This is a genomic window from Cryobacterium zhongshanensis, assembly GCF_022760445.1.
Taxonomy (GTDB): Bacteria; Actinomycetota; Actinomycetes; order Actinomycetales; family Microbacteriaceae; genus Cryobacterium; species Cryobacterium algoricola.
In genome coordinates this window covers 143,177-159,388 of the sequence record NZ_JALGAR010000003.1, presented here as the reverse complement: position 1 = coordinate 159,388, position 16,212 = coordinate 143,177, and the positions used below count along the sequence as shown (strand labels likewise).

General features: G+C 69.3%; 15 protein-coding genes. 11 read left to right on the top strand and 4 right to left on the bottom strand.

Annotated elements, in window-relative coordinates; all coding sequences use genetic code 11:
• Together MQH31_RS12325 and MQH31_RS12320 are read left to right on the top strand one after the other, a co-directional pair.
• A complete protein-coding gene (locus tag MQH31_RS12325; protein ID WP_243012295.1) occupies window positions 1-1,029 on the top strand; it encodes a quinone-dependent dihydroorotate dehydrogenase in 1,029 nt (342 codons plus the stop codon).
• Between the two features lie 176 nt (window positions 1,030-1,205).
• Window positions 1,206-1,595, top strand: coding sequence for a hypothetical protein (locus MQH31_RS12320; protein WP_243012294.1), 390 nt, complete (start codon window positions 1,206-1,208; stop codon window positions 1,593-1,595).
• Between the two features lie 84 nt (window positions 1,596-1,679).
• Here MQH31_RS12320 and MQH31_RS12315 read toward each other — a convergent pair whose 3' ends face one another.
• On the bottom strand, window positions 1,680-2,726 hold the full coding sequence (locus MQH31_RS12315; protein ID WP_243012293.1) for an App1 family protein phosphatidate phosphatase: 1,047 nt from the start codon (window positions 2,724-2,726) through the stop codon (window positions 1,680-1,682).
• Between the two features lie 162 nt (window positions 2,727-2,888).
• Here MQH31_RS12315 and MQH31_RS12310 point away from each other — a divergent pair, with 162 nt between their 5' ends.
• From MQH31_RS12310 to MQH31_RS12290, 5 genes are all read left to right on the top strand, one after another.
• The gene (locus MQH31_RS12310) at window positions 2,889-3,596 is read left to right on the top strand and encodes a TetR/AcrR family transcriptional regulator (protein WP_243012292.1); all 708 of its coding nucleotides are present in this window, start codon (window positions 2,889-2,891) and stop codon (window positions 3,594-3,596) included.
• A gap of 86 nt (window positions 3,597-3,682) precedes the next feature.
• Window positions 3,683-4,609: an ABC transporter ATP-binding protein gene (locus MQH31_RS12305; RefSeq protein ID WP_243012291.1), complete on the top strand. Its 927-nt coding sequence runs from the start codon at window positions 3,683-3,685 to the stop codon at window positions 4,607-4,609.
• The gene (locus MQH31_RS12300) at window positions 4,606-5,304 is read left to right on the top strand and encodes an ABC transporter permease (RefSeq protein ID WP_243012290.1); all 699 of its coding nucleotides are present in this window, start codon (window positions 4,606-4,608) and stop codon (window positions 5,302-5,304) included. The genes MQH31_RS12305 and MQH31_RS12300 overlap by 4 nt, the downstream gene beginning before the upstream one ends.
• A complete protein-coding gene (locus MQH31_RS12295; protein WP_243012289.1) occupies window positions 5,301-6,038 on the top strand; it encodes an ABC transporter permease in 738 nt (245 codons plus the stop codon). Before MQH31_RS12300 ends, MQH31_RS12295 begins: the two co-directional genes overlap by 4 nt.
• A 2-nt stretch (window positions 6,039-6,040) precedes the next feature.
• Window positions 6,041-6,967, top strand: a complete 927-nt coding sequence (locus MQH31_RS12290) for an ABC transporter substrate-binding protein (RefSeq protein WP_243012288.1) — start codon at window positions 6,041-6,043, stop codon at window positions 6,965-6,967.
• A gap of 81 nt (window positions 6,968-7,048) precedes the next feature.
• Here MQH31_RS12290 and MQH31_RS12285 read toward each other — a convergent pair whose 3' ends face one another.
• Window positions 7,049-8,008, bottom strand: coding sequence for a M56 family metallopeptidase (locus MQH31_RS12285; RefSeq protein WP_243012287.1), 960 nt, complete (start codon window positions 8,006-8,008; stop codon window positions 7,049-7,051).
• A gap of 28 nt (window positions 8,009-8,036) precedes the next feature.
• Window positions 8,037-8,423, bottom strand: a complete 387-nt coding sequence (locus tag MQH31_RS12280) for a BlaI/MecI/CopY family transcriptional regulator (protein ID WP_134533376.1) — start codon at window positions 8,421-8,423, stop codon at window positions 8,037-8,039.
• A 97-nt stretch (window positions 8,424-8,520) separates the two neighbouring features.
• Here MQH31_RS12280 and MQH31_RS12275 point away from each other — a divergent pair, with 97 nt between their 5' ends.
• The 4 genes from MQH31_RS12275 to cydC all read left to right on the top strand — a co-directional run bounded on the left by MQH31_RS12275 (window position 8,521) and on the right by cydC (window position 14,526).
• Window positions 8,521-9,933 carry a cytochrome ubiquinol oxidase subunit I gene (locus MQH31_RS12275; protein ID WP_134533378.1) on the top strand — a complete coding sequence of 471 codons (1,413 nt, stop codon included), beginning with the start codon at window positions 8,521-8,523 and terminating at the stop codon, window positions 9,931-9,933.
• A 9-nt stretch (window positions 9,934-9,942) separates the two neighbouring features.
• On the top strand, window positions 9,943-10,947 hold the full coding sequence (cydB, locus tag MQH31_RS12270) for a cytochrome d ubiquinol oxidase subunit II (RefSeq protein WP_134533380.1): 1,005 nt from the start codon (window positions 9,943-9,945) through the stop codon (window positions 10,945-10,947).
• A gap of 119 nt (window positions 10,948-11,066) precedes the next feature.
• Window positions 11,067-12,812 carry a thiol reductant ABC exporter subunit CydD gene (gene cydD / locus MQH31_RS12265; RefSeq protein WP_243012286.1) on the top strand — a complete coding sequence of 582 codons (1,746 nt, stop codon included), beginning with the start codon at window positions 11,067-11,069 and terminating at the stop codon, window positions 12,810-12,812.
• The gene (gene cydC / locus MQH31_RS12260) at window positions 12,805-14,526 is read left to right on the top strand and encodes a thiol reductant ABC exporter subunit CydC (protein ID WP_243012285.1); all 1,722 of its coding nucleotides are present in this window, start codon (window positions 12,805-12,807) and stop codon (window positions 14,524-14,526) included. The genes cydD and cydC overlap by 8 nt, the downstream gene beginning before the upstream one ends.
• Before the next feature lie 167 nt (window positions 14,527-14,693).
• Here the strand turns inward: cydC and MQH31_RS12255 are convergent, their stop codons facing one another.
• Window positions 14,694-16,169 carry an HNH endonuclease signature motif containing protein gene (locus MQH31_RS12255; protein ID WP_243012284.1) on the bottom strand — a complete coding sequence of 492 codons (1,476 nt, stop codon included), beginning with the start codon at window positions 16,167-16,169 and terminating at the stop codon, window positions 14,694-14,696.
• Between the last annotated feature and the right edge of the window lie 43 nt (window positions 16,170-16,212).

Sequence of the window (16,212 nt, the reverse complement as noted above, 5' to 3'; positions counted from 1 at the left end):
GTGTATCCCTTCCTCTTCCGGCACGTGCTCGCGCGGCTCGACCCCGAACGCGCCCACCACCTGGCCTTCACGGTGATCCGGCTCATCCCGAGCCGGGGCATCGGGCGCCTTGTCCACGGTTTCACCCGTCCGCGCACCGACCAGGCCGTGCACGCCCTCGGCCTGCGCTTCGATTCCCCGTTCGGCGTCGCCGCCGGCTTCGACAAGGACGGCCTCGCCGTGATCGGCCTCGGCCGGCTCGGCTTCGGCCACGTCGAGGTCGGCACGATCACGGCACTGCCGCAGCCGGGAAACCCGAAGCCGCGGCTGTTCCGGCTGATCCCGGACCGCGCCGTGATCAACCGCATGGGCTTCAACAACCAGGGTGCGGCATCCGCTGCCGTACGCCTCGCCCGGGTGCGCGCCGTCGCCGGCCGGCCCGTGCTCGGCATCAACATCGGCAAGAGCCGCGCAACCGCGGTGGAAGACGCCACGGCAGACTACCTCGTGAGCGCCACGGCCCTCGCGCCGCTCGCCGACTACCTCGTCGTCAACGTGAGTTCACCGAACACCCCCGGCCTGCGCGGCCTGCAGGAACTCGACCAGCTCGCCCCACTCCTCACCGCCGTCCGTGCGGCATCCGGGAGCACGCCCCTGCTCGTCAAGATCGCACCGGACCTCCGCGACGAGGAAGTCACCCGCATCGCCGAACTCGTGGTGCGGCTCGGCCTCGACGGCATCATCGCGACAAACACGACCATTTCCCGCGAGGGTCTCACGACGGATGCCGCGCGGGTCGAGGCCATCGGAGCGGGCGGCCTCTCCGGAGCCCCGCTCCGGGCCCGCTCGCTCGCGGTGCTGCGCCTGATCCGGGCGAGCGTGCCCGCCGGCCTGTGCGTGATCTCCGTCGGCGGTGTCGAGACCGCCGCCGACGTCGCCGAGCGGCTCGACGCGGGGGCGACCCTGGTCCAGGGCTACACGGCGTTCCTCTACCGCGGACCGCTGTGGGCGCGCCAGGTCAACCGCGGCCTCGACCGGCTCCGCGCGTAGTCGATCCCGGTCGGGACCTGGCTCAGGCGCACTGCCCCGTGACGCGGCGCAGAGGGTTCCCTGCCGGCGCCCCTGCTTCGGCGCCCTTGCTCCTGCACACTGCACCCTGCTCCTGCGCCGGGCGATGTCGCCGGATCCCTCGCATTCCGGTGAGCCGACCCCCTAGGGTCGAGAGCATGACCGGCACGCGACAGCAGGCACCACGCGGCACGGTGAAGTGGGTCCTGGCAGCGGCCGGCGCCGTGCTCGTCCACTTTCTGGCCAGCGTGGCCCTGGTCTTCGAGCTCGTGGGCAATGCCTACGCCTTCGCCGCGTCGATTCCGGGAGGCGGGGAGGTGAGCAGCAAGGACGAGCTGGTCAAACTCGGCTCGAGCCCCGCCTTCGGCATCGCGTCGATCGCCGGGGTCGGGATCCTGGGCTTCATCGTCACCCTGACCCTGCTCGCGTCCCCGGCGACGCGTCGCTGGGCGTGGGTCGCTCCGCTCGCGAGTATCGCGGTCGGCGTTCTCGTCGTCGAGTTCGCGACGGCCGCGTTCCAACCGCCCCTTCCGGATGTCGGCGGCTGAGTCTCTGAGTCTCTGAGCTGCTGAGCTGCTGAGCTGCTGAGCTGCTGAGCCGCTGACCGGTCAGGCGCGCTGGGTCCGCCCGGCTCAGGAAATCGGCGCGCCCGGGGAGAGGATTCCGAGCGTCACGAGCTGCCTGGCGAGACTCGCTCCGTCCGGCCCGTAGACCCAGCGCGGATCCGTCGACTCGAGCGCGGCATCCTTCGCCCGACGGCCGGCGAGCACGGCCTCGCTCGGTGAGAGCTCCCGAATGGCGACGGCCGCGACGCTGCCGGGGAACTCCCGCTGGAACTCGCTGTAGATGTCCTCGTCGTGCTGGCCGTCGTCACCGACCAGGATCCAACGGATCCCGGGGAACTCTTGGGCCAGGCGGCGCAGGTTGGCGCGCTTGTGGTCGATGCCGCTGCGGAACCAGCGATCGTGGGTGGGGCCCCAGTCCGTGAGCAGCAGGGCGCCGGCGGGGTAGAGGTTGCGGGAGAGGAACCGGGTCAACGTCGGAGCGACATTCCAGGCGCCCGTCGACAGGTAGATCACCGGGGACCCCGGAGCGGTCACGGTGAGCCGGTCGAGGAGCACGGCCATGCCGGGGGTGGGCACCCGCGCGTGTTCGTCGAGCACGAACGTGTTCCAGGCGGCGAGCAGCGGCCGGGGGAGGGTCGTGACCATCACGGTGTCGTCGACGTCGGAGATGATGCCGCGATCGACCTGCGGGCCGACGATGAAGAGCGGCGCATCGACGGGGGCCGAGGCGTCGGTGCTGAGCCTGGCGACCTGCCAGCCCGGGGTGAGCGGGAGGCGGATGACCGTGTCCACCACGCCGCCGCGGTCCGCACTCACTCGATGGGTGAAACCGTTGATCTCGATCGTGACGGTGACGTCGTGCACGGGTACAGCGGTGAAACTGCGCCAGCCGCGGATGCCTGCCTCACGCCGCTCTGCGCGCCAGCGTCTCCGGGTCACGGCCTTCTTGGGCTTGGCCGGCTTCGCCAGCAGCACCCGGCAGAGGATGCGGACCCATTCGGTGCTGCCGTACCCGGCGTAGGGGATGACCGTGGGCAGATAACCGCGCCTGCGGGCGCTGCGCTCGCGACGTTCGTGCATCCAGTCTTCGATCCGGGCTGCGCGATGCATCATTTTCGCAGGTCGGCCCGCATTCGTCGTTCTGGAAGGCTTCGGCACACCTCCTAGTTTGTCATGTGCAGCCCCTTTCGGGTGGACCGGGCGACACCCGGCGTCGATCTGGCACCGCTGACGGGACAACACCCGTAGGATTGGGACCTACTTCAAGGAGGACAATTGTCACTCAGTGACCTTTTCGAGGGGGACATCGTTGAGGCCGGCGCCCAGGTCCGGATCGAACCCATCCAGCAACGCAGTACGGCACGCCTGTCCGGGCTGCTCGATGCCACCGCGATCGTCGTCGACGAGGTCGGTTTCGACCGGATCACGACCGCGATGGTCGCGGAACGCGCGGGGGCATCGATCGGAACGGTATACCGCTATTACCCCGACCGGGTGGCAGTGCTGCATGCCCTGCGGGAGCGGGTCATCCAGCGGTATCGACTGCGCGTGGCCAGGGACATCAAGCTGGCAGACCCGAAGACGCCGTGGGAGACCATCGACTGCGCCATCACGGCATTCGTCGACATGTACCGGACGGAACCCGGCTTCCGCATCATGCACTTCGCCGACCGGGAGCGGCTCCCGATCAGCGCGGTCAGCCCGGCGGACGGCATCGAGGTCGGCTTCCTGGCCGGCCAGCTCGCGGTCGTTCTCTCCGAGCGGTTCGGCCTCTCCTACGGGCCTGAGCTCTTGTTCCGGCTCGAGGTCATGGTCGAGATGGCCGCAGCGGTCCTGTCGAGAGGCTTCCAGTCCGACGTGATGGGGGACGAACGGTACATCGCAGAGGCGAGACGGGTCCTCTCGGTGTACCTCGCGGGCTACTACGGCGAGGAACTCGAGCAGCACGGCACGGCCACCCCAGTCTTGGAATCTGCTGAGTAGAGCTTGGCATCCGGCGCCTTTCCTGATTGGGTAGGAGATCGCTGGCACGTGTCGATTCGATTTCAGGCGAGGAATGGGCCATTTCCATGATTGAGTTCCGATCGGTGACGAAAGAATTCCCGGACGGCACTCTGGCGGTCGACGATTTCAGCCTCACGATTCCCTCGCATCGCACCACCGTGCTCGTCGGTTCCTCCGGCTCCGGCAAGACCACCCTGCTGCGGATGATCAACCGCATGGTCGATCCGACCGGGGGAACGATCGAGATCGACGGCGTCTCCGTCGCGTCGCTCGAACCCGTGAAGCTGCGGCGCAGCATCGGCTACGTGATGCAGAACTCCGGGCTGCTCCCGCACCGCACGGTGGTCGACAACGTCGCGACCGTGCCTCTCCTGCGCGGCGTGCGCCGCAAGAAGGCCAGGGCGGATGCCCTCGACCTGCTCGATACCGTCGGCCTCGACCGCGCCATCGCCGATCGCTACCCGAGCCAGCTCTCCGGCGGCCAGCAGCAGCGTGTCGGCGTGGCACGCGGCCTCGCCGTCGATCCCAACATCCTCCTGATGGACGAGCCATTCGGCGCGGTCGACCCGATCGTGCGCGCGGAATTGCAGCAGGAGCTGATCCGGCTGCAGCACGAACTCGGCAAGACCGTCGTCTTCGTGACCCACGACATCGACGAGGCCTTCCTGCTCGGCGACCAGATCGCCATCCTGCGGGAGGGCGGCCGGATCGCCCAGCTCGGCACACCGTCTGAGATCCTCGCTCACCCGGCCGACGACTTCGTTGCGAGCTTCATCGGCGCCGACCGGGGCAAGCGCGCCCTGCACGTCGAGAGCCAGGACGGCTCGGACGTGCTCGTCGACGCGGACGGCCGGCCCGCCGGCGTCCTCGTCGGCCAGCGCTCCGGCACCGGCCCGTCCGGCCCGTCCGACCCGTCCGAACCGTCCGACCTGTCCGGCAGGGCACGGTCCGACGCGTCGCTCGACGTGACGGCGGAAGGCCTGCCGCTGTGACGTGGCTCTGGTCGAACCTCGACCTGGTCTGGCTCCGCACCCTCGACCACATCGTGCTGAGCCTGCCGCCGATCGTGCTGAGCTTCGTGATCGCCCTCCCGCTCGGCTGGCTGGCCAACCGGTACCGGCCGACCCGCGGTGCGATCCTCTCGATCGCGGGGCTGTTCTACGCCATCCCCTCCCTGCCGCTCCTGTTCATCTTGCCCGTGGTCATCGGAACGAGCCTCCGCTCGCCGGCGAATCTGATCGCCGCCCTCACCCTCTACGGGCTCGCGCTCATGGTGCGGGTCGTCGCAGACGGACTCGCTTCCGTCGACCCCGACGTGCGCCAGTCCGCGACCGCCGTCGGCTTTTCGGCGTGGAGCCGGTTCTGGCTCGTCGAGCTCCCTCTCGCCGGGCCCGTGCTCCTCGCGGGGGTGCGCGTGGTCACCGTCAGCACCGTGAGCCTCGCGACCGTCGGTGCTGTGATCGGAGCGAAGAGCCTCGGCAGCCTGTTCACCGATGGTTTCCAGCGCGGCATCCAGGTCGAGATCATCACGGGCATCGTGGCGACCGTCCTGCTCGCCCTCGTCCTCGACGGGGCGGTCGTGCTGCTCGGCCGGGCGCTGATGCCGTGGACCCGCCGGACCCGGCGCATCCGCCCGGAAAGCATCGCGACACTCGGCCGGATGACGGCCGTCCGGGGTGCCGCATGAACTACTTCACGGATGCCGTCGCGTGGCTGCTCGACCCGGCGCACTACCCCGGGCCGACCGGGATCCCGACCCGGATCGGCGAGCAGCTCCTCTTCACGGCGGTGACCCTCCTGTTGGCCTCGGTCATCGCCATCCCGATCGGATTCCTGATCGGGCACACCGGGCGCGGCCGGGGGATCGCCGTTGCGACCTCCGGCGGGCTGCGCGCCATTCCCACACTGGGCCTGCTCACTCTCGTGGCGCTGTGGATCGGCATCGGCCTCGGCGCCCCGTACGTCGCCCTGACCGTGCTCGCGATCCCGCCCATCCTCGCCGGAGCCTACACGGGGTTCGAGGCGGTCAACCGTGCGACGATCGACGCGGCGCGGGCCGTCGGCATGACCGAGTGGCAGATCGTGCGCCACGTGGAGATACCCCTCGGACTGCCCCTGCTCATCGGCGGGATTCGGTCGGCGACCCTGCAGGTGGTCGCAACGGCCACACTCGCCGCGTACATCGCCGACTTCGGGCTCGGCCGGTTCCTCTTCGCCGGGCTCAAGACCAACGATTACGCCCAGATGCTCGGCGGGTCGATCCTGGTGATCCTGCTCGCCCTCGTCCTCGAGGGCCTCTTCGCCGGTCTCCAGAAGCTCGTCGTGCCCCGCGGCGTCGCAGTCGGACGCCCCCCAGTCGACCGGAAGGCGTCGCCCCGACGTCGCCCGGGGATGGAACCCGCCATCACGAAAGGAATCTGACAATGTTCACAGCGAAAAAAGGCCGGCTCGCGGCGGTCGCCGCGGTCGCGGTTGGGGCCGTCGTAGCCCTTGCAGGGTGTGCGTCCAGTAACCCACTGGGCACCGGAAGTAGCGCGTCGAGCGCTCCGACGACACTCGTCGTCGGCTCCCAGGACTACTACTCGAACGAGATCATCGCCGAGATCTACGCCCAGGCTCTTGAGTCCAACGGCTTCACCGTCGGCCGCCAGTTCCGGATCGGACAGCGCGAGGTCTACCTGCCCGAGCTGAAGTCCGGGTCGATCGACGTCTTCCCCGAGTACACCGGCAGCCTGCTGCAGGCGCTCGACAAGACCGCCGCCGGCGGAACGAGCGATGCGGTCCACGACCAGCTCGCCAAGGCCCTTCCCAGCGGCCTGACCGCCCTCGACAGGTCCGACGCGAGCGACCAGAACTCGTGGACCGCGACCCAGGCGTTCGTCGACAAATACAAGCTCACCGATCTCGCCTCCCTGAAGAACGTCACCGAGCCCATCACGGTCGGCGGCAACTCCGAACTGGAGACGCGTCCCTATGGGCCGACGGCGCTCAAGGACAAGTACGGCATCACGATTGCCGGCTTCGTTCCCGTGGAGGACAACGGTGGACCGCTCACCGTCAAGGCGCTCGTCGACAACAAGATCCAGCTCGCCAACGTCTACACGGCCGACCCGAACATCAAGTCGAACAATCTCGTCGCCCTCGCAGACCCCGACGGACTGTTCTTCCCGGACAACGTCGTGCCCATCGTCTCGAGCAAGGTCGACGAGAAGGCCGCGGGCGTCCTGAACAAGATCAGTGCGGCGATGACGGCCGCGGACCTCGTGAGCCTCAACGCCCAGAGTGTCAACGACAAGGAGTCGGCGGACAAGATCGCCTCCGCGTGGCTCGCCCAGGCGAAGCTGTTCTAACCTGACCCTCCCACCACAGGAGTGACCCATGACCGCCCGGCTGCCCTCGCAGCCGGGCGGTCATGTGCGTTTCGGGGTCCCTCAGGCCTGGGCGAGGAGCAGGGCCGGCAGTACGAGCAGCGCCGCGGCAGAGCCGATCACGGCGACGGAAGCCGCCGCGGAGAGCCGGGGCGGCGGGGTCAGCAGGCGGCGCACCCGGGGCGTGACGAGATCGACCGGACGGTCCCGGGAGACGAAGGCCGCGGCATCCGCCGTCTCGGTGGGGGAGTGGGGTCCCTGGGCCCGGTCGAGCCCTGCCGAACCGACGAGCGCGATCGCTGCCGCCAGGGTGTGGTCGCCGACGGCCCGCCTGGCCTGGTCGTCCGCGAGCATCTCGACGAGCAGGGCGACGGCGTTCTCCGCGCGGTTCGCGATCGGGAACCAGGGCAGGGCGTTGTGCCAGGACTTGAACGCTACGAGCACGAGGTGGTGCCGCTGGGCGAGGTGGGCCTCCTCGTGGGCGACGACGGCGAGCACCTGACCCGCATCGAGCAGGCTCAGCAGGCCGCGGGAGAGCACCGTCGCCGAGTGCGTCACGCTCGGCAGGCAGTATGCGACGGGAGCGGCGTGGTCGATGACCCGCGTGCTCGGCCGCCCCTCGAGCGGTTCGCTCAAGAGCCGCACGAGGTTCAGGTGCCTGCGTTGCTGCCGTTCGGCGTGCACGATCGTGACGACGAGGTTGAGCACGAGGTGGCCGCCGAGCAGGAGGGCGCCGCAGAGGGCGAGCACGTGGTCGAGGGAGGTGCCGGCGGGGATCGAGCCCGTCACGAGGTGGTCTGCGAGCGAGCGGATGCCGGAGACCGGGTTGGCTCCGAACGGGATCAGCCCGTAGACGAAGAGCGCCCCGATCATCGCGAGACCGCCCGCGAGTGCGATCGACTGCCAGAGCACGAGGGCGACGCCGGGGGAGCCGGCCGGCCAGGCGGCGCGCGCGAGCAGCACCGGAACCGGCCAGGCCAGCACGATCGCGAGAAGCCCGAGGCAGAGCGCGGTGGTCAGCACGGCGAACGCGGTGCCGTTCCGGGCCCCGTCACTTCGGGTGAACGGTGATCGGTTCGAGGAGTCGGCGCAGGGTCTCCGCTTCCTGGGGACTGACGCTTCCGATGAAGCGCGCGAGTGCGTCCTGACGGTCGGGCGCGGAGCCCAGGACCTCGTGCATCAGGCCGGCGGTGTGTTCCGCCCTCGTCGTCACGGCGTGGTAACGATGCGGGCGGTTGCCCCGGTCGCGGGCGACGAAGCCCTTGGTCTCGAGTCGGGACAGAACCGTGAGCACGGTTGTGGTGGCGAGCGGCTTGGACTTGGCGGCGCTGGTCGTCGGTGTGAGCAGGCGGTCACGCAATTCGTTGGCGGGCAACGATTCCCCGGAGTCCCAGAGGACATCCATCAACAATCTCTCCAGTGCACCGAGACTTCCCATAGTGAGGGAGTTTAGTATGCCGCCTCGTCTTCTTCTACGGCCCGTAGAAGTGTATGTTTTCTACGTACCGTAGAAATGACGATCGCCGGGAGGGCGCATGAACGAGTGGCTGGACCCGTTACTGCTATCGAGATGGCAGTTCGGACTCACAACGGTGTATCACTTCCTGTTCGTCCCGCTCACGATCGGCCTCGCGCTGACCGTGGCGATCTTCCAGACGGCCTGGGTGCGCACCGACAAGGCCAAGTGGCTCCAGCTCACGCACTTCTTCGGCAAGCTGTTCCTGATCAACTTCGCCATGGGCGTCGTGACGGGCATCGTGCAGGAGTTCCAGTTCGGCATGAACTGGTCGACGTACTCCCGGTTCGTCGGTGACGTCTTCGGCGCACCGCTCGCCTTCGAGGGCATCACCGCGTTCTTCCTCGAGGCGACCTTCATCGGCCTGTGGATCTTCGGCTGGGACAAGCTGCCCAAGGGGCTGCACCTCGCGACGATCTGGCTGACCGTGGTCGGGTCCATCGCCTCCGCGTACTTCATCCTCGCCGCGAACGCCTTCATGCAGAACCCGATCGCCTTCCGGATCAACGAGGAACGCGGCCGCGCCGAGCTGACCGACATCGGCACCCTGCTGACCAACCCGATCTCGCTCGCCTCGTTCCCGCACACGATCTTCGCGTGCTTCATGGTCTCCGCCGGCCTGATCATCTCGGTCGCCGCCTTCCACCTCTACCGCAAGCAGCACGTCGACACGATGCGCCCCGCGCTCAAGTTCGGCCTGTGGATGATGGTCATCTCCGGCGCCCTGACGACCCTCTTCGGCGACTCCCTGAGCCTCGCGATGGTCAAGGCCCAGCCGATGAAGATGGCGGCCGCCGAGGCGATGTACCACACGGCGTCGGGCGCCAACGCGTCCTTCTCGCTCTTCACGCTCGGCACCCCGGACGGCGTGAGCGAACTGTTCTCGGTCCGCATCCCGTACCTGCTCTCATTCCTCTCCACGCACACCCTCGACGGCACCGTCGAGGGCATCAACAACCTGCAGGACCAGTACACGACGCTCTACGGGCCGGGGGACTACACCCCGATGATCTGGGTCACCTACTGGGCCTTCCGCTGGATGATCGGCCTCGGCATCGCGCACATCCTGGTCGCCGTCGTCGGCCTCTGGCTCACCCGCAAGGGCCGCAGCCCGAAGGCGACCTGGATCTGGAAGGTCGCCATCTGGTCCTTCCCGTTCTCCCTCGCCGCGATGAGCGTCGGCTGGATCTTCACCGAGATGGGCAGGCAGCCCTGGCTCGTGTTCGGGCTCCTGAAAACCCAGGACGGCGTCTCGCCGAACGTCACTGGCCTGACCATCCTGATCTCCCTGATCGCCTTCACCCTCGTCTACGGCGTGCTCGCGGTCGTCGAATTCCGGTTGATCACCCGAGCCGTGCGCAAGGGCCCAGAGGATGCCCCGGTGCCGGACCCGGAGACCGGCGTCACCCCCCAGCGCGTCACGGTCTACTAGGAGCAACTGATGGAACTCAACATTCTCTGGTTCTGGATCATCGCCGTGATGTTCATCGGCTACTTCATCCTCGACGGCTTCGACTTCGGAGTCGGCATGTCCCTGCCGTTCCTCGGCAAGGACGACACCGACCGCCGGGTGCTGATCAACTCGATCGGCCCGGTCTGGGACCTCAACGAGACCTGGGTGATCGTCGCAGGCGCCTCGCTCTTCGCCGCGTTCCCGGAATGGTACGCGACGATGTTCAGCGGCTTCTACCTCGCCCTGCTGGTCATCCTCCTCGCCCTCATCGTGCGCGGCGTCTCGTTCGAATACCGGCACCAGCGTCCGGAATCCGAGTGGAAGAAGTGGTTCGACGGCATGATCGTCGTCGGAAGCGCCATCCCGGCCCTGCTCTGGGGCGTCGCGTTCGCGAACGTCGTCCAGGGTGTCCAGCTCGACGCCGGACACAACTACACGGGAACCTTCTTCGACCTGCTCAACCCGTACGCGCTGCTTGGCGGGGTGACGACGTTGCTCCTGTTCTTCACCCACGGGGTCGTGTTCGTCTCCCTGAAGACCGACGGGGACATCCGCGTGCGTGCCCGCAAGCTCGCCACCCAGGCGGGACTCGTGACGATCGTCGTCGCCGCGTCGTTCCTGCTCTGGACCGTGCTCGCCTTCGGCAGTCTCTTCACCGCGGTCTTCGCCGCGGCGGCGGCCGTCGCCCTGATCGGGTCGTTCCTGCTCAACCTGCGCGGATCCGAGGGCTGGGCGTTCACGCTGATGGCCGCGACGATCGGCCTCGCCGTGCTCACCCTGTTCGCGTCGCTGTTCCCGGATGTGATGCCGGCGAGCAATGACGCGGCGAACAGCCTCACGATCGACAACGCCTCCTCGACGCCGTACACGCTCCAGGTGATGACCTGGACCGCGGTGATCGCCGCTCCGGTGATCTTCCTCTACCAGGGATGGACGTACTGGGTCCTGCGCAAGCGGGTCAGTCGCAGTAACATCGAAGCCGCAGCGCTCTAGGAGCGTCCGGGGCCCGTCGGAAACGGCGGGCCCCGATCCATTTGCACGCCCCGCGGCACGGCCGGTCTCACCGGCCGGCGCGCCCGCGGTCCGGCACCGCCCCTGAACAGAACGAGCACATGCGTCCCCTCGACCCCCGGCTCCTCCGTTACGCTTCTGCCGCGCGGTGGTTCCTGGCCATCGGGGCGGTGCTCGGCTTCGCGCAGACCCTCGTCGTGATCGCATTCTCCTGGCTGCTCAGCCAGGTCATCACGCTCGCGGTGGCCGGCCATGGCCAGGCGGATCTCGCGCCGTATGTGGGCGGCCTCGCCGCCGTCGTGGTCCTGCGTGCCGCGCTGGTCTGGCTGCTCGAGGTCGCGGCGAGCCGTGGCGCGGCATCCGTCAAGAGCCAGTTGCGCACCCGCGTGCTGCGCCGCGTCGCGGAGAACGGCCCGGACTGGCTCGCCGGCCAGCAGGGCGCTCGCGTGTCCACTCTCGTCACCCAGGGGCTTGACGCCCTGGATAACTACTTCGCCAGGTACCTCCCGCAGCTCCTCCTCGCCGGGATCGCCACGCCGATCCTCGTGCTCGTGATGCTGTGGCAGGACCTTCCGAGCGGCATCACGGTGATCATCGTGCTCCCGCTCATTCCGCTGTTCATGATCCTGATCGGACAGGCCACCCAGGCCGTGCAGAAGCAGCAGTGGGAGTCGCTGCAGCGGCTCGGCGTCGGCTTCCTCGACCTCGTCGGCGGCCTCGGCACCCTCAAGATCTTCGGCAGGGAACGGCGTCAGACCGATCGGGTGCGCGCGATCACCGAGGACTACCGTGTGCGCACCATGAAGGTGCTGCGGGTGTCGTTCCTGAGCGGCTTCGTGCTCGAGCTCGGCGCGAGCCTCTCGGTCGCGCTCGTGGCGGTGTCGATCGGCCTGCGGCTCGTCGACGGGTCGCTCGGTCTCGGCGTTGGCCTCTTCGTGCTGCTGCTCGCACCCGAGGCGTTCCTCCCGGTGCGTCAGATCGGCGTTCAGTTCCACGCCGCCGCCGACGGGCTCGCCGCGGCGGAGGAGGTCTTCCTGATCATCGAGGGCGGGCCGGCAGGCGGAACGGCGACCGACACGGCGGATGCCGCCGCGACGGCCGGGCAGGCACCGGCCCCGACGGCCGCGCAGGCACCCGGCGCGACGGCGTCGCAAGCACCCGTCGCGGGGCCGGGCGGCTCGCTCCGCTTCGCCCAGGTCACCGTGCGTCGCGGCACGGACGTGACACTCCCCGCATTCAACGCGACGATCGACCCCGGCCGGTTCGCGGTCATCGCCGGGCCGAGCGGCGCGGGCAAGTCCACGCTCGTCGCGGCTCTCCAGGGCTTCGTGCCCTACACCGGCTCGATCACTCTCGGCGACACGACTCTCGAGTCCGGCGGGCCGCGACCGTGGCTCGCGTGGGCCGGCCAACGGCCAGGATTGCTCTCCGGCACGATCGCCGACAACGTGGCGCTCGGCGCCTCCGGCATCGACGAGGCCCTCGTGGTCCGCGCACTCGACCTCGCCGGCGGCGGCGACCTGCAGCCCGGGATCGTCCTCGGGGTGAACGGCGATGGGCTCTCCGGCGGCCAGGCGCAGCGCGTTGCCGCGGCGAGGGCCATCTACCGCACACTGTCCGACGGATGCCCGGTGCTCGTCCTCGACGAACCGAGCTCCGCCCTCGACGAGGACGCAGAGGGCCGGCTGATCGCGGGCCTCCGCGAGCTCTCGGCGGGAGGAACGATCGTGATCGTGGTGAGCCACCGCCCGGCCGTGGTCGCTGCCGCCGACCTCGTGCTGTCCGTGGTCCCGGTGGCCGGGGCCCCGGCATCCGTCGTGTCACTGGGGGAGGACGCCCATGTCTGAGTTCCTGCCCCCCACCCGGGTCCGCGCGATCCTGCGGCTCGCCCAGCCGTCCGCGCGCCGCTTCGTACCCGGGCTGGCCGCCGGCGTCGCGAGCGCCCTGTCCGCCGTTGCCCTGCTCGCGACGAGCGCCTGGCTGATCACCCGCGCCGCCGAGCAGCCGCCGATCCTCTACCTGTCTGTGGCGATCGTTGGCGTGCGCGCCTTCGCGCTCGGCCGCTCCGCGTTCCGCTACCTCGACCGGCTCTCGAGCCACGATGCCGCGTTCCGCCAGCTCGCCGCGCTCCGCGTCGGTGTCTTCGAACGCATCCTGCCGCTCGCTCCCGCTGGGCTCGCGAACACCCGGCGTGGTGACCTGCTCACCCGCCTCGTCCGAGACGTCGACGACCTGCAGGACTTCCCGTTGCGGGTCGTGCAACCGCTGGCGACGGCCGGGGTGCTCGCCATTCTCAGCGTCGTGTGTGTGTGGCTGCTCTCGCCGCTCGCGGCTCTCGGTCTCGCGGTCTGCCTCGTCCTCGCCGGAGTGCTCGGCACGGCCGCGTCGGGGATCGTCGCCGCCGGCTCCGAGCGCGAGCTCGCTCCGCTCCGCGGGGATCTTGCCGACCGGGTGCTCGAACTGGTCGAGAACATCGACGTGCTCACCGCCTTCGGCGTTCTCAACTCCCGTCTCGAAGGTCTGGCTGCCGCCGACGACCGGTTGCGCCGGGCGACTCTGCGCCGGTCAGTGGGAGTCGGCATCCAGGGTGCCGTGCTCTCCCTGTTCGCCGGCGCTGCGACCGTCGCCGCGTTGCTCGCCGGGTTCGGGGGACTCTCGGGAGGTGGCCTGCCGGGTCCGGATTTCGCCGTGATCGTCCTCGTTCCGATGGCCGTCTTCGAGATCTTCGCCGTCGTGCCCGCGGCGCTCGGCGCCTGGCGCCAGGTGCGCTCGAGCGCGGAACGTGTCGCGGATGCGGTGCCAACCACGGTCCCACGGGAGATCCCGGTCGAGAGCGACGCCGACAGCCGGCCGGCAGCCGACACCGGGGCAGTCGTCGGCGTGGACGGGAACGGCGTTGCCGTGGCCGTCTCCGCGCAGCCGGTGCTGCGACTGAGCGGGGTCGGCGCTTCCTGGCCCGGCGCGACGGAGCCCGGCGTTTCCGGCGTGATCCTGCGCCTCGGCCCCGGCGAGCGTGTTCACCTCGCCGGCCCGAGTGGGGCAGGCAAGACCACGCTCGCGCAGGTACTCGTCCGCTTCCTCGACTACACCGGTTCGTACACGCTCGACGGCGTCGAGGCGAACACGCTCGAGCCCTCCGCCGTGCGCCGCTTCGTCGGGCTGTGCGAACAGCAGCCCTGGCTCTTCGACGACAGTATCCGCCAGAATCTGCTCTTCGCCCGGGAAGCCGCGAGCGACGACGACCTGCTGGCCGTTCTCGACCGGGTCGGCCTCGGCGACTGGACCGCGCAGCGCGGCGGACTCGATGCGAGGGTCGGCGAACGCGGTGCCCTCGTCTCCGGCGGTCAGGCCCAGCGGATCGCCCTCGCCAGGGCGCTCCTTGCGGACTTCCCCGTGCTCATCGTCGACGAACCCACCGCGAACGTCGATGAAGCGCAGGGCGACCGTCTCGTCAGGGACATCCTCGGGACGGCGGCGGAGGACGGCAGGGCCGTGCTGCTCATCTCGCACACCCCGGTGCCCGACGAGCTCATCACCGCCCGGGTGACCCTGCCCGCCTGACCCGGCGCACCTGGCTCTGCCCGCCAGACTCTGCCCGCTTGAACCGGCCGGCCTGACTCGGTGCGCCCTGCTGTGCACCCTGCACCTAAACCTGCCCGCCTGACTCTGTCGGTGCGGCCCCCTCCGGCTCAGCCTGATCGTCCCGGACAACGCCCCCAAGACGTCGTTCAGAAGGGTGTCGGTTCCTCGGGGTCGTCGGGTTCGGGGTTGAGGTTCCAGACGTCAACGGCCGGGGCCGGTGGTTTCGGTGCGGGTTTGGGATGTTTGGGTGGTCGCATGTCGGCGGAGGGTTCGACGATGTAGCGGTATCCGGCCGGGGAGGTCCATTCGATGCGGCCGTCGCCGAGGTGTCTTGGTGTCCACCGGGTGTAGCTCTTCACCGCGTGGTGGTAGGGGCACAGGTGGGCGAGGTTCATCGCGTCGGTTTCGCCGCCGTGTTGCCATTCGACGCTGTGGTCCACGTCGGAGCGTTTGGCGGAGCGGCGGCAGCCGGGGAAGGTGCAAGTTTCATCCCGCACCTCGAGCCACTTCTTGAGCGCCGCGGGGACCTTGTAGGTGTCGCGGCCCATCGAGAGCACGACCCCGGTCTCGGGGTGGGTGAGCAGCCGGGTGAAACTCGGCGCACCGGCCGCCAGGCGCCGCGCGGTGTCGGGGTCGATCGGCCCGTACCCGGCGAGGTACCCGGGTTCCTCGCTTTTCCCGAGGAGGGTCAGGACGGGGACGGTGACATTGACTTGAGCGGCGACCCCTGTGCCGGTCCCGTCCGGGGTGACCCCGCCGATCAACATATCCGTGAGTACGTCCGCGGCGAGCTGGGTCAGCGTGCGTTCCTCGTCCGGGCCTTGCAGGGTGAGGGCGGTGTCGAGGGTGCGGTGGTAGGCGGCCTGGATCTTTTCGGCGTCGCCGGTCACGTAGAGGGAGGCCATGTTGTCGTTGAGGGCCTGGAAGACCAGGTGGCGGTCTTCGACGCTTTTCTGGTGTCGGGCGGTGATGGTTTCCGGGTGCGTGCGTTCCCGGACCCTGCGGGCCCGGTCGGCGAGCTTCGCCACGGTGAGGAACTCCGCGTCGGGCACGAGGACGTCTTCGAACACGGCGCGGGCCCGGGCGGCCGCAACCGGGTCGCCATCGACGGTGATGCCCCAGGCCTGGTCCATGATCACTTGTGCGTGCCGGTAGCTGATCGCCCCGGAGGACAGTGCTTCCCGGGTTGCGGGGAGTTCTTCGGCGAGGGTGCGGCTGGCTTCGATCAGGGTCTCTGTCGTGCGCCGCGGGAGTCGGAGCAGGGCGCCGACCTCGCAGGTGAACTCTTCCTTCGTGGCCTCTTCCGGCGACCACGGCATGCGCCGCCCGCCGGCCTGCACCGCGGCCTCCGCGCGGGCCCGGCCGACGTCGGCCAGTACCCGCTGCGCGGCATAGATCGCCGCCGCCCGCTTCGCGGCGGCCCGGTTCATTTCCCGGTCCGCCTCCTTGATCGCGTCATACACATCGGCCAGGGATGGCTCCACCAGGTCGAGGTGGCGGGCGTTGAGGTAAGTGTCGGGAGGGACGTCAGGAGGGGTCCCGGGTGGGGGCTCCGCAGTGCTGTCGACATTGCTGTCCACGGGGCTGTCCAGGTGAGATTCTGAGGGTTCTTCAGCTATCATGGGGGCACTCTACGGACCACCACCGACATTCCACCGGCATCCG

Excerpts from the sequence above, each read along its gene's own strand:
- MQH31_RS12320 (WP_243012294.1), top strand. The coding sequence starts at position 1,206 with ATGACCGGCACGCGACAGCAGGCACCACGCGGCACGGTGAAGTGGGTC.
- MQH31_RS12315 (WP_243012293.1), bottom strand. The coding sequence starts at position 2,726 with ATGATGCATCGCGCAGCCCGGATCGAAGACTGGATGCACGAACGTCGC.
- MQH31_RS12305 (WP_243012291.1), top strand. The coding sequence starts at position 3,683 with ATGATTGAGTTCCGATCGGTGACGAAAGAATTCCCGGACGGCACTCTG.
- MQH31_RS12295 (WP_243012289.1), top strand. The coding sequence starts at position 5,301 with ATGAACTACTTCACGGATGCCGTCGCGTGGCTGCTCGACCCGGCGCAC.
- MQH31_RS12290 (WP_243012288.1), top strand. The coding sequence starts at position 6,041 with ATGTTCACAGCGAAAAAAGGCCGGCTCGCGGCGGTCGCCGCGGTCGCG.
- MQH31_RS12280 (WP_134533376.1), bottom strand. The coding sequence starts at position 8,423 with ATGGGAAGTCTCGGTGCACTGGAGAGATTGTTGATGGATGTCCTCTGG.
- MQH31_RS12275 (WP_134533378.1), top strand. The coding sequence starts at position 8,521 with ATGAACGAGTGGCTGGACCCGTTACTGCTATCGAGATGGCAGTTCGGA.
- cydB (WP_134533380.1), top strand. The coding sequence starts at position 9,943 with ATGGAACTCAACATTCTCTGGTTCTGGATCATCGCCGTGATGTTCATC.
- cydD (WP_243012286.1), top strand. The coding sequence starts at position 11,067 with ATGCGTCCCCTCGACCCCCGGCTCCTCCGTTACGCTTCTGCCGCGCGG.
- cydC (WP_243012285.1), top strand. The coding sequence starts at position 12,805 with ATGTCTGAGTTCCTGCCCCCCACCCGGGTCCGCGCGATCCTGCGGCTC.
- MQH31_RS12255 (WP_243012284.1), bottom strand. The coding sequence starts at position 16,169 with ATGATAGCTGAAGAACCCTCAGAATCTCACCTGGACAGCCCCGTGGAC.